12 protein-coding genes are annotated in these 11,156 nt (G+C 72.4%); 5 read left to right on the forward strand and 7 right to left on the reverse strand.

Annotated elements, in window-relative coordinates:
• Nucleotides 1-161: 161 nt before the first annotated feature.
• Nucleotides 162-1,265, reverse strand: a complete 1,104-nt coding sequence (locus ACF061_RS36265) for an NlpC/P60 family protein (protein ID WP_392271270.1) — start codon at nt 1,263-1,265, stop codon at nt 162-164.
• 283 nt (nt 1,266-1,548) lie between these two features.
• Nucleotides 1,549-2,343, reverse strand: coding sequence for a class I SAM-dependent methyltransferase (locus ACF061_RS36270; protein WP_392271284.1), 795 nt, complete (start codon nt 2,341-2,343; stop codon nt 1,549-1,551).
• Between the two features lie 287 nt (nt 2,344-2,630).
• Between ACF061_RS36270 and mshA the strand changes: the two genes are divergently transcribed.
• Nucleotides 2,631-3,968 carry a D-inositol-3-phosphate glycosyltransferase gene (gene mshA / locus ACF061_RS36275; RefSeq protein ID WP_392271271.1) on the forward strand — a complete coding sequence of 446 codons (1,338 nt, stop codon included), beginning with the start codon at nt 2,631-2,633 and terminating at the stop codon, nt 3,966-3,968.
• A complete protein-coding gene (locus ACF061_RS36280; protein WP_392271272.1) occupies nt 3,961-4,467 on the forward strand; it encodes a YbjN domain-containing protein in 507 nt (168 codons plus the stop codon). Before mshA ends, ACF061_RS36280 begins: the two co-directional genes overlap by 8 nt.
• Nucleotides 4,468-4,516: 49 nt before the next feature.
• Here the strand turns inward: ACF061_RS36280 and ACF061_RS36285 are convergent, their stop codons facing one another.
• Entirely contained in the window at nt 4,517-5,374 is an 858-nt protein-coding gene (locus tag ACF061_RS36285; RefSeq protein ID WP_392271273.1) for an AraC family transcriptional regulator, read from the reverse strand.
• On the opposite strand from ACF061_RS36285, the gene ACF061_RS36290 reads away from it, so the two are divergent.
• Nucleotides 5,373-5,798, forward strand: coding sequence for a DUF2000 family protein (locus ACF061_RS36290; protein ID WP_392271274.1), 426 nt, complete (start codon nt 5,373-5,375; stop codon nt 5,796-5,798). The two genes, ACF061_RS36285 and ACF061_RS36290, sit on opposite strands and share 2 nt — an antisense overlap.
• Nucleotides 5,799-5,826: 28 nt before the next feature.
• On the opposite strand, the gene ACF061_RS36295 is transcribed toward ACF061_RS36290, so the two are convergent.
• Nucleotides 5,827-7,125: an MDR family MFS transporter gene (locus ACF061_RS36295; protein WP_392271275.1), complete on the reverse strand. Its 1,299-nt coding sequence runs from the start codon at nt 7,123-7,125 to the stop codon at nt 5,827-5,829.
• A 302-nt stretch (nt 7,126-7,427) separates the two neighbouring features.
• Here ACF061_RS36295 and ACF061_RS36300 point away from each other — a divergent pair, with 302 nt between their 5' ends.
• On the forward strand, nt 7,428-8,189 hold the full coding sequence (locus ACF061_RS36300) for a phosphoglyceromutase (protein ID WP_392271276.1): 762 nt from the start codon (nt 7,428-7,430) through the stop codon (nt 8,187-8,189).
• An 80-nt stretch (nt 8,190-8,269) separates the two neighbouring features.
• On the opposite strand, the gene ACF061_RS36305 is transcribed toward ACF061_RS36300, so the two are convergent.
• Nucleotides 8,270-8,455, reverse strand: a complete 186-nt coding sequence (locus tag ACF061_RS36305) for a hypothetical protein (protein WP_392271277.1) — start codon at nt 8,453-8,455, stop codon at nt 8,270-8,272.
• Nucleotides 8,456-9,191: 736 nt separating this feature from the next.
• On the opposite strand from ACF061_RS36305, the gene ACF061_RS36310 reads away from it, so the two are divergent.
• Nucleotides 9,192-9,365: a hypothetical protein gene (locus ACF061_RS36310; RefSeq protein ID WP_392271278.1), complete on the forward strand. Its 174-nt coding sequence runs from the start codon at nt 9,192-9,194 to the stop codon at nt 9,363-9,365.
• A gap of 148 nt (nt 9,366-9,513) precedes the next feature.
• Here ACF061_RS36310 and ACF061_RS36315 read toward each other — a convergent pair whose 3' ends face one another.
• The gene (locus ACF061_RS36315) at nt 9,514-9,945 is read right to left on the reverse strand and encodes an SMI1/KNR4 family protein (RefSeq protein ID WP_392271279.1); all 432 of its coding nucleotides are present in this window, start codon (nt 9,943-9,945) and stop codon (nt 9,514-9,516) included.
• Nucleotides 9,946-10,175: 230 nt separating this feature from the next.
• A complete protein-coding gene (locus tag ACF061_RS36320) occupies nt 10,176-10,661 on the reverse strand; it encodes a lamin tail domain-containing protein (RefSeq protein ID WP_392271280.1) in 486 nt (161 codons plus the stop codon).
• Nucleotides 10,662-11,156 lie beyond the last annotated feature (495 nt).

The raw sequence follows: 11,156 nt of genomic DNA on the forward strand, positions 1-11,156 counted from the left end.
TGACCGCGGGGCTGCTCGGCACGGATCCGACCCGGCCGCGTCCGACCCGGCCGCGTCCGGCCCGGGAGGCCCGTGGGCCGGGTTCAGCCAGCGTCCGGCCCGGGAGGCGCGTGGGCCGGGGTACAGCCCGTGCCCGGTCCGAAAGGCGCGTGGGCCCGGTTTCAGCCGGCGTCCGGCCGTACGACGCCCAGGATCGGCATCTCGCCCGCCCCCGCGAGGGTCACCGTCCGTCCGGGGCGCGGGGCGTGGACGATCGTGCCGTCGCCGACGTACAGGGCGACATGGCTGGCGTCGTCGAAGTAGATGATCAGGTCGCCGGGGCGCATGTCCTTGACGGCCACGTGCTCGAGCTGCTTCCACTGCTCCTGCGACGTGCGCGGGATGGGCCGGCCGGCCGCCGCCCAGGCCTGCGAGGTCAGCCCGGAGCAGTCGAAGGTCTTCGGGCCCTCGGCGCCCCACTCGTACGGCTTGCCGATCTGTGCCGTGGCGAACTCCACCGCCTTCTCGTCCGCCTCGGACGCCTTGCCGCGGACGTCCTTGAGGACCCCGGAGCCCAGCCAGGCGGTCTGCGCGCGCTCGGCTGCCTGCCTCTCCAGCTCCGCCAGCCGCTCCCGCTGCCGCGCCTCCAGCGTGGCCTGGAGCTTCTCCGCCTCCTTGATCCGCTCCTTGATCCGCTTCTGCGCGGCGGCCTTGGCCTTGCGGTTGGCCTCCAGCTGCCGCAGGCGGTCGGCGGCGTCGTCGGCGTACTGCCGCAAATCCTGCTGGGTGCGGGTGGTCTCCGTGATCAGGTCGCTGGTCGCCCGCTGTCCCGCCAGCACCCGGCCGGCCCCGTCGAGGAACCCCTGCGGGTCGGCGCTGAGCAGGAACTGGGCCTGGGGCGGCAGTCCGCCCGTGCGGTACTGGGCGCGGGCCGCCGCGCCGGCCCGGTCCTTCAGGGCGTCCAGCCGCGCCTGACCGGCGGCGATCTTCTGCTCCAGGTCGGCGATCTCGGCGGACTGCTTCTCGGCCCGCTCCCCGGCGGCGTTGTAGGCGTCCGTGGCGACGGCGGCGTCGTGGTACAGCCCGTCCAGCCTGGCGCGGACGGCCTCCAGGTCCTTGTCCGGCGGGGCCGTGACGGAGGGGGAGGCGGAGGGGGCGACGGTGGGCGTCGGATTCGGGTCCGGCCGCTGCGCGCTCGCGAACGCCGTGCCCGATGCCCCCAGCAGGGTGACCGCGCAGACCACGGTCACGGCCGCCGCGAGCACACTGCGCCTGCCACGTCCCATACCCCAGCCCCCCACCTGATTTACCGTCAGTAACTTACGGGTGTCTGGGGGATCGTGCCATGCCGCCGCCCAAAACGACAGAGGCCGTCCCCTTCCGTGTCCGCACTTGCCCCGCTCGGGCCACACCCGGGACGGTCCGCCGCTTGTGTGACGAACGACTCACGAGCATCGTTCCCCGCAGGTCGGACGAGCTGTGAACGGCGGTCGGACGGCACCGGGGACCGGCCGGCCGAGGGGTGCGCCGCAGGGGCGGCCGGCGGAGCTTCGGGACGGCGTGCCCCGGTCAGCCGCGCGGTGCCAACGCCCGCCAGGACACCGTCACTTCGCCCTGCCGCCACCGGACCGGCCCGTCCGCCACCGGCCAGTCGACCGCCAGGTCGCGCACCGCGCGGATCCAGCGCTGCCGGGCGCCGTAGGAGGCGTAGGGCGCGGCGGCTGCCCAGGCGCGGTCGAAGTCGCGCAGGAAGGCGTGCACCGGCTCGCCGGGGACATTGCGGTGGATGAGCGCCTTGGGCAGGCGTTCGGCGAGGTCCGAGGGCTGGCGCAGGGACCCGAGGCGGGTGGCGAAGGTGACCGTGCGAGGGCCTTCCGGCCCGAGCGCGACCCAGACGTGCCGACGGCCGATCTCGTCGCAGGTGCCCTCCACGAGCAGGCCCCCGCGCGAGTGCCCGTCCGCCGGGGCGAGCCGCGCGCACAGCCGCTCCCAGACGGCGGCGACCGCGCCCTCGTCGTACTGCCGCAGCACGTTCGCCGCGCGGATGAGGCGCGGTCGCTGCGGGACGGGGACCTCGAAGCCGCCGTGCCGGAAGACGAGCCCGTCGCGTTCGTACGGCCGCGCCGCCACGACCCGGGCCGGCTCGATCTCGACGCCGACCACGCGGGCGCGGGGCGCGACGGTGCGCAGCCGGTGCAGCAGCTCGACCGCCGTCCAGGGGGCGGCGCCGTAACCGAGGTCGACGGCCACCGGATCGGTGGCACGGCGCAGCTCGGCGCCGTGCACGGCCGCTATCCAGCGGTCCATGCGGCGGAGCCGGTTGGGGTTGGTCGTCCCGCGCGTCACCGTGCCCACGACGGGCATCCCCCCGCTCGGGAGAAGCCGGGAGTGGGGGAGGGGCGCTGCGCGGGATGCCATGGATACGAGGGTATGGGGGAACCCGGTGCGGGACGCGCACCGCCTTCCCGGCGCCCCGGCGACGCGCGCCGGCCGGCCGGGAAGGCGCGTCGCTGTCGAACGGTTGAGCGACTTACGGTAATGATTCGGCAAAGGATCCGGCAGTGGAAATGGAGCCGACGAACCCGGTGTTGCTGCTTCGGGGGCGCACCGCGCCTTCCGTCCGGCTCGTCCGCAGCAAGGAGGAACGCCACGTGAGCCAGTACGTCGGCCGGCTCGGGCGTCGCTCCGCGGCGGCCCCCGCGCGACTGCGGCTGCACCGCCGCCCCCGGCGCGTCGCCATGCTCTCCGTGCACACCTCACCGCTGCACCAGCCCGGCACGGGCGACGCCGGCGGCATGAACGTCTACATCGTGGAACTGGCCCAGCGGCTCGCCGCGCAGGGCGTCGAGGTGGAGATCTTCACCCGGGCCACCGCCGGCGGCCTGCCGCCCGCCGTGGAACTCGCCCCCGGCGTCCTCGTCCGGCACGTCGACGCCGGCCCCTACGAGGGCCTGGCCAAGGAGGAACTGCCGGCCCAGCTGTGCGCCTTCACCCACGGCGTCATGCAGGCCTGGGCCGGTCACCGCCCCGGCTACTACGACCTCGTCCACTCCCACTACTGGCTCTCCGGCCACGTCGGCTGGCTCGCCGCCCAGCGCTGGGGCGTCCCCCTGGTGCACGCCATGCACACCATGGCCAAGGTCAAGAACGCCAGTCTGGCCGACGGCGACACGCCCGAGCCCGCCGCCCGCGTCATCGGCGAGACCCAGATCGTCGCCGCCGCCGACCGGCTGATCGCCAACACCGACGAGGAGGCCGAGGAGCTGGTACGGCACTACGCCGCCGACCCCGGCAAGGTCGCCGTCGTGCACCCGGGGGTGAACCTCGACCGCTTCCGGCCCGCCGACGGCCGCGCCGCCGCCCGCGCCCGCCTCGGCCTGCCCGAGACCGCCCTGATCCCCCTGTTCGCCGGCCGCATCCAGCCGCTCAAGGCGCCCGACGTGCTGCTCAGGGCCGTGGGAGCCCTGCTCGACGAGCGTCCCGACCTGCGCTCCCGCATCGTCGTCCCGATAGTCGGCGGCCCCAGCGGCAGCGGCCTCGCCAAACCCGAGGGCCTGCAGAAACTGGCGGCCCGGCTCGGCATCGCCGATGTCGTGCGGTTCCGCCCGCCCGTCGGGCAGGAACAGCTCGCCGACTGGTTCCGGGCCGCGTCCGTGCTGGTCATGCCCTCCTACAGCGAGTCCTTCGGCCTGGTCGCCATAGAGGCGCAGGCGGCCGGCACCCCGGTGCTCGCCGCGGCGGTCGGCGGCCTGCCGGTGGCGGTACGGCACGGCGAGACCGGTTTCCTGGTGCAGGGGCACGACCCGGCCGCCTACGCGCGGGTGCTGAGCGACTTCGCCGACGATCCCGGCCTCGCCGCCCGGATGGGCGCCGCGGCCGCCCGGCACGCGCAGTCCTTCGGCTGGGACGCCTCGGCGGCGGCCACCGCGGACGCGTACACGGCCGCTCTGCAGTCGCACCGCCGTCGCGTACGCTCCCACCATGGGTGAGGCGGAGCAGCAGCGCGCGGCAGAGGTCGTCGAGGCCGTCCTGAAGGATGCCGAAGTGGAGTGGGAGAGCCCCGAGTCCGGCACCTACGTGGTCAAGCTCCCCGGCACCCGCAAGCTGTCGACCACCCTCCAGATGATCGTCGGCCGCCACTCGCTCTCCCTGAACGCCTTCGTCATCCGCCATCCCGACGAGAACGAGCAGGGCGTCCACCGCTGGCTCCTGGAGCGCAACCTCAAGCTGTACGGCGTCGGTTACGCCGTCGACCGGCACGGCGACGTCTACGTCACCGGCCGGCTTCCCCTGTCCGCGGTGACCGCCGACGAGGTCGACCGGCTCCTCGGTCAGGTGCTGGAGGCGGCCGACGGCAGCTTCAACACCCTGCTGGAGCTGGGCTTCGCCACCGCGATCCGCCGCGAGTACGCCTGGCGCGTGTCGCGCGGCGAGTCGACGCGGAACCTGGAGGCGTTCGCGCACCTGACCCGGCGCACGGAGGACTGACCGGCTACCGCCCGGCGGGGGACCGTCGGACGACCGCGCACCCGTGGCCTCAGGCGTCGCGGAACCGGCCCGGAGTCACCCCCACCAGCTTCCTGAAGTGCCGGGTGAGATGGGCCTGGTCGTAGAAGCCGGTCGCCGTGGCCACCTCGGCCGGCCGCACACCGGCCAGGAGCAGCCGGCGGGCGCGGTCGACGCGGCGTGACATCAGGTACTGGTGCGGGGCGATGCCGTAGGCGGCGCTGAACGCCCGTACCAGGTGGGCCGGATGGGCGTGGACCGCGGCGGCGGCCTCGTCGAGGGTGAGCCCCCGTGCGACCCGCTCGTCCAGGAGTTCGCGCAGCCGTCGGGCGACGCCGGGGTCGCGCCGCGGGACCGCGGGCGCGAGCCGGGGCCGCAGATGGGCGCGCAGCCGCTCGCCGACGAACGTCAGCCGGCTCTCCGCCTCCAGCTCGTCACCGGGCAGGGCGAGCGCGGTGTGCAGCTGCCCGACCCGCCGCCGCAGCACCGGATCGCGCAGGCCGGGCCCGTCCACGGCCGCCCCGATCAGGTCCTCGCCGAGACGGGTGGCGTCGAGGTACAGCACGCGTTTGCGGAAGCCGTGCTCGGTGGCCGGGGAGCCGTTGTGCGCCACGTGCGGCGGCAGCAGGGTCACCGTGTCGCGCGGGGTGCCGTGCCGGTGCCGGTCCAGGTCGTAGCGTACGGCCCCGTCGTCCACGATCAGCAGCGTCCACGCCTCGTGCACGTGCATGGGATAGGCGTACCCGGTGAAGTGGGCGTGGAATACCTCCACGACACCCGGGACGCGCGGGCGCCAGGCGGCGACGTTCCCCTGGGGTGCCTGCTGCTGTACGGCCACGCAAAGAACGTACAAGACGGTGCCGCACGGCGTCCGGGAGCCTGTCGGCATGAGTGAACAGCCCCTGCGCTTCGACACGAAGATCGCCGTACTGCTGCGTGCCGACCTGGAGTCCTGGCAGCGCCTGAACGTCACCGCCTTCCTGGTCAGCGGCCTCGGGACGGTGGTCCCCGAGGTCGTCGGGGAGCCCTACGAGGACGCCGACGAGGTGCCGTACCTGCCGATGTTCCGCCAGCCGGTGCTTGTCTTCGAGGGCACCAAGGAGACGCTGACGGCGGCGCACGGACGGGCCCTGTCGAGGTCCCTGCCGCGCGCCGTCTTCACCTCCGACCTCTTCACCACCGGGAACGACCGGGACAACCGGGCAGCGGTGCGGGCCGTGGGGACCGCCGGACTGGATCTGGTGGGGCTGGCGGTGTACGGCCCGCGGAACGCGGTGGACAAGGTGCTGAAGGGGGCGCGGATGCACCCGTGAGGGCCGGCCCGCCGGGCGGCTCCCGGGGTCAGGCCGCGCCGACCCCGGCGCCCGCTCCGGCCGCGTCTTCGGCCCCGGCCTCGTCCCTGGCCGGGCGGGCCGCGGCGGCCGGACCCTGCGCGGGCAGGCTCCGCATCAGCATCCCGTAGCCGACGGCGGCGACGGTGCCGACGACCGCGCAGGTCCCCCACAGCCATCCGGCGCCGAGGCGGTCGATGACGGCCCCGGACATCAACGGGGCGACGAGGGCGGCGAGGGACCAGGACAGGGTGTAGACGCCCTGGTAGCGGCCGCGTCCGTGGGTGGGGGAGAGCCGGACCACCAGCCCGGTCTGGATCGGGGCGTTCACCATCTCGCCGAGGGTCCAGACGCACACGGTGAGGGCGAAGACGCCGACCGATCCGGCGAAGGCGGTGAGCCCGAAGCCGTACCCGGCCAGGAGCGAGGAGACGACGAGCAGCCGCTTGGGATCCCGGTGCTCGATGAACCGGGTGACGGGGATCTGCAGGGCGACGATCAGCACACCGTTGACGGCGAGGGCCATGCCGTAGTCGGCGGGCGTGAACCCGGCCCGCCCCATGGCGACCGGCAGACCGACCGCCCCCTGTTGGAAGACGAGGGCGACGAGGAAGGACAGTCCGACGACGGCCATGAACCGCTGGTCGCGCAGCACGGTGGTCAGCCCGATCCGCGGGATGGCCCCGCCCCCCGGGGCGCCCTCGCGCGCCTTGTCCGGCTGGGACTCGGGCACCTTGAGGAAGACCACGACCGCGCAGGCCGCGGTCATCCCGGCCTCGATCAGGAAGCCGGCGCGATAGCTGACCTCGGCGATGAAACCGGCGGCCATGGAGGAGACGGCGAAACCGAGGTTGATCGCCCAGTAGTTGAGGGAGAACGCGCGCACGCGGTCCTCGGGCCGCACGATGTCGGCCATCATCGCCTGCACGGCGGGCCGCGAGGCGTTGGAGGCCATGCCGACCAGGAAGGCGACGGCGGCGATCGAGACGGGATCCCGCACGAACCCGAGCAGTGCGACACAGGCGGCCGTGGCGGTCTGGGCCACGACCAGGGTGGGCCGCCGCCCGAGCCGGTCGGCCATCACGCCCCCGCCGAGGGAGGAGACCACCCCGCCCAGCCCGTGCAGCGAGGCGACGAGACCGGCGTAGGAGGCGGAGTACCCGCGGTCGAGGGTCAGGTACAGCGCCATGAAGGTGGCGACGAAGGCGCCGAGCCGGTTGACGAGGGTGCTGGTCCACAGCCACCAGAACTCGCGCGGGAGCCCGGAGACGGTCTCGCGGGCGGCGCGTCTGAAAGTGGTGACGGACATGGACGGCCCCCCGGATGTAAGTGGCTGCGGCGATGTGCACAACTTACGAGTGCCGCTCGTGGGAGAGCCAGTCAATTAACAGAAGCCGTCAACTGTCGGGGGTGCCCGGGGGTGCGTCGCCGAACCGAAGACACTCAACCGGTTGAGTGCTCACGAACCGGCCGAGCCTCCCCCGTCCCGTCCGCCGCCGACGGGACCGCGCCCCCGGCGTCCCAGCCGCCCGCCCGTCCGCCGCTGCCCCGCCCGTCCGCCTGCCGGGCACACGGGGCGAGGCGCCGAATGCGTGGATTAGGCTCAGAGACATGGCCGACGCACCGTACAAGCTGATCCTCCTCCGCCACGGCGAGAGCGAGTGGAACGCGAAGAACCTGTTCACCGGCTGGGTGGACGTCAACCTCAACGAGAAGGGCGAGAAGGAGGCGGTCCGCGGCGGTGAGCTGCTGAAGGACGCCGGCCTGCTGCCCGACGTGGTCCACACCTCCGTCCAGAAGCGCGCGATCCGCACGGCCCAGCTGGCACTGGAGGCCGCCGACCGCCACTGGATCCCGGTCCACCGGTCCTGGCGCCTCAACGAGCGCCACTACGGCGCCCTCCAGGGCAAGGACAAGGCCCAGACGCTGGAGGAGTTCGGCGAGGAGCAGTTCATGCTCTGGCGCCGCTCGTACGACACCCCGCCGCCGCCGCTGGACCGCGACGCCGAGTACTCCCAGTTCTCCGACGCGCGCTACGCGAACCTCCCGCCGGAGCTGCGCCCGCGGACGGAGTGCCTCAAGGACGTCGTCGCCCGCATGCTCCCCTACTGGTTCGACGCCATCGTCCCGGACCTGCTGACCGGCCGCACGGTCCTGATCGCCGCCCACGGCAACAGCCTCCGCGCCCTGGTCAAGCACCTCGACCAGATCTCCGACGCCGACATCGCCGGCCTCAACATCCCCACCGGCATCCCGCTCTCCTACGAGCTCGACGCCGACTTCCGCCCGGTCAACCCCGGTGGCACCTACCTCGACCCGGAAGCGGCCGCCGCCGCCATCGAAGCGGTCAAGAACCAGGGCAAGAAGAAGTAGCCTCCATTCCCCAGGACCCCTGCCCGCGACTCTCTCGCGGGCAGGGGTCCTGTTGCTGCGCCCGGGCCGTCTCTGGCCCGTCAGACCTCAGTGGTGCGGCGCATCAGCCGGACGCGCACCCGGAAGGCGACCAGGAAGCCCACGGCCCAGGCGGCGGTCTGCGGGACGTGCGACCAGAGGGGGAGCGAGGCCACGGAACCGCCGAGCAGCGGCAGCGACGCCGGGTTCGGGGCGATGGTGATGGCGAGAAGCGGACGTGCGAGCATGGTTCCTCCCGTTGGGCGCTCTACCGAAACGCATCGATGGGATGGGCCGCTCCCCTGGCCGGGAGCGGCCCCGAAATGCAAGCGCACCTTATTGAGGAAAACCGCCGCGGCGCAAATTGCCGTTTGAGGGCGGTGTGGACCAGTGAATTCCCCGCCCGTGGCGGGTGAGGTTCTCGGTCGAAGCTTCTTACACGTGGTGGCGGATGTCGGTCGCGAGGTATTCAACGACGCTGGCGCCAGCGTGCCCAGTGCGTCGAGAGAAGGTCCGTCTGCCGGGCTATGCTTGACCGCGTGGCGGTCAAGCATAGCCCGGCAGACGGACCTTGATGCCTTATCAGCGGCCCTGCCTGCGTGTTGCGGCCCCCAGGTCCCGGCGAAGGGCCCGAGGGCCCGGTGTACCCACTTCCGGGAGCCTGAAGTCCGTTCGCCACTGCGTCGATCTAATCCGCCATCTATCGGTGAAGCTATTTAGCCGTTGCTATTCGGCTCCATCGTCCAGGCTTATCGCTACGCGCTCCACTATTACTTCTGCATCTGTGGCGGAAGTCTGTTGCGGGACTCTTGCCGAGAGAACTTGTACGCGAACACTGCGGCTAAGGCTTTCCGGGTCCGCTCCTGGCTGGACGGCATTGCCGACGTCCACCGTGGGGCCTCGGCGGCTACGATCTCGCCCACACCTATGGGGAGGGAGATCATCGTGGCCATGGGACTCGCAGGGCTGCCTGACAGAGAGTGGATGATCAAGGACGCGAAGGGCCGGAAGTACAGCTACGACTCGGAGGAAGAAGCGTTCGGGGAACTCCACGAGTACGGGGAAGGCGCCACTGTGTGGACCCGCGAGGTCCATCGAGTCCTGTTCATGACCAAGTCGATCGACGGCTGGAAGCAGGTCCCCAGCCCTCGGGGATAGCGTGCCCCACCCGTGCCCCACAGTGCGGGCTTCGACGGGGACTCACGGGGAACTGCGGAGACGAAGGCGCGTAGTCGCTGGTGAGCGGGCCCCCAGCTCAGCGGCCATCCGCGTACGCACGCTTCCGGGCCAGGGGCATGGAGGGTGGCTACCGGTACCAGTCGTCATCGCCCGCTAGGGATCGGTGCAGGTAGTCCTCCAGCTCGCGTGCCGCCCACAGCCGACTGTCATCCTCGTGGTCCCAGACGAAGATGTCCGGACGCTCAGGCGTCAGCACGAAGGCGAACCGGTCGCCCCCGCCGTTGTCGCCGAAGAACAGCAGCGGATCGAAGGGCATGTACAGGCCGGGGAACGTATCGGGGGACCAGAACAGCAGGTTCTGCTCCACGATCCGATCCAGAGGCCATACGACGTCAGTCCCGTACTCGCCGACCATCCCGTTGGTCTCCATCAGCAGGGCAGTCAGCTGCGCCGGCAATCCTCGGCCGAGGCGCCGCTCCGCCTCGGCCAGAGCGGTCGCATCAACGGGCGCGTGGAACTCGACCTCGGGCAAGGCGTCGACAGCGGCTTCCTTCCACATCGGCGCAGCTTAGGTCCAAGGGCTGACCGCCCCGACAGCGGGCGCTGTACGGCACGACGAGCCCCCGGCCCGCGGGTTCTCCGCGAGCAGGGGGCTCGTCGCTGTGCCGGAGCCGTCACCGGGGCCGTCGGGGACGGGGTCGGATCGGGCCGGGCGGCGGGCGGGGCCCGCCCGGCCCCCTCCGCGCGGGCCTGCCGCGCGGAGGGGGCTTGCTCCGGGTCGGTCCGGGGTCAGTGGCGACCGCCGTGGCGGGTGCCGCCCCAGGAGATCGTGTCGACGGTGCGGTGGTCGTCGTCGCGCAGGGTGGCGGTGTCGGAGTGCTTGTCCCAGACGGAGGCGCGGCGGTCCTGGTAGAGGTCGGTGCGGGTGTCGCGGCCGTAGCCGGTGTGGACGCGGACCGTGGCGCGGCCGCCGAGGCGGTAGTGGTGGAAGGTGTAGGTGTGGCCGTGCCTGTCGGACAGCATCCACCCGTTCAGGTTGACGTCCCGGCGGCTGTTGTTGGTGATCTCCACCCACTCCCTGTTCAAGGAGCGGCTGGAGCGGTGGTCACGGCCCTGGCCGTCGACGTGCACGCTGCTGATGACGACGCTCTCGCGGTGCGAGCGCGGGGTGTGGTCGGCCGCGGACGCCGGCAGTGCCGCCATCCCGATCAGTGCTCCGGCCGCGGCGGCGGCTGCGGTCAGGCGACGGGCGGTCACAGAGACAGAAACGGACACGGGCTCTCCCTGCTCGGTGCGAGCGCGCTCCGCCGGCGGATTCCAGCCGCCCGCGCAGCGCACTGTGTGCTGGTGGCGGCCGGGTTGGCCGCGCCCCCACACTGTGGCCGCGCGCACCGGCGGACACCGGCGATACGCGGCTCGTGTTACCCATTGCGCATGTTTCCGTGACTCTCGGGTGTAAGTCCCATTCACGTTGTTGATGCGCCTTGTTGACGGAGTGTCGGGCGTACGCCTCCTTGGCGCCGTTGGCCTCCCGGCACCCGTCGCCATGGAGCGCCACCCCGGCCGGGCCGGCGTCGTCACCCGAAAGTGGGTAACGGCGGGCCGCGTGGCAGCCGGGTGGACCCGAAGCCGGGGTCGAGGACGTGCCCGCACACGCGCCAGGGCCCCGGTGGTGCTTGGGTTCTAGGGGTCGTCGCAACACCACTGGGTTTTAGGTGGTGAGTAGATCACGTAGACGCTCGGCTGGGGTATCCCAGCCGAGCGTCTTGC

Origin of the sequence: Streptomyces sp. NPDC015220 (genome assembly GCF_043079345.1) — a bacterium.
Lineage (GTDB): Bacteria > Actinomycetota > Actinomycetes > Streptomycetales > Streptomycetaceae > Streptomyces.

What these genes read in the sequence shown, in the direction of transcription:
- ACF061_RS36295 (WP_392271275.1), bottom strand. Translation starts at nt 7,125, where the DNA reads ATGTCCGTCACCACTTTCAGACGCGCCGCCCGCGAGACCGTCTCCGGG.
- ACF061_RS36315 (WP_392271279.1), bottom strand. Translation starts at nt 9,945, where the DNA reads ATGTGGAAGGAAGCCGCTGTCGACGCCTTGCCCGAGGTCGAGTTCCAC.
- ACF061_RS36280 (WP_392271272.1), top strand. Translation starts at nt 3,961, where the DNA reads ATGGGTGAGGCGGAGCAGCAGCGCGCGGCAGAGGTCGTCGAGGCCGTC.
- ACF061_RS36285 (WP_392271273.1), bottom strand. Translation starts at nt 5,374, where the DNA reads ATGCCGACAGGCTCCCGGACGCCGTGCGGCACCGTCTTGTACGTTCTT.
- ACF061_RS36300 (WP_392271276.1), top strand. Translation starts at nt 7,428, where the DNA reads ATGGCCGACGCACCGTACAAGCTGATCCTCCTCCGCCACGGCGAGAGC.
- ACF061_RS36270 (WP_392271284.1), bottom strand. Translation starts at nt 2,343, where the DNA reads ATGCCCGTCGTGGGCACGGTGACGCGCGGGACGACCAACCCCAACCGG.
- ACF061_RS36265 (WP_392271270.1), bottom strand. Translation starts at nt 1,265, where the DNA reads ATGGGACGTGGCAGGCGCAGTGTGCTCGCGGCGGCCGTGACCGTGGTC.
- ACF061_RS36310 (WP_392271278.1), top strand. Translation starts at nt 9,192, where the DNA reads ATGATCAAGGACGCGAAGGGCCGGAAGTACAGCTACGACTCGGAGGAA.
- ACF061_RS36290 (WP_392271274.1), top strand. Translation starts at nt 5,373, where the DNA reads ATGAGTGAACAGCCCCTGCGCTTCGACACGAAGATCGCCGTACTGCTG.
- ACF061_RS36305 (WP_392271277.1), bottom strand. Translation starts at nt 8,455, where the DNA reads ATGCTCGCACGTCCGCTTCTCGCCATCACCATCGCCCCGAACCCGGCG.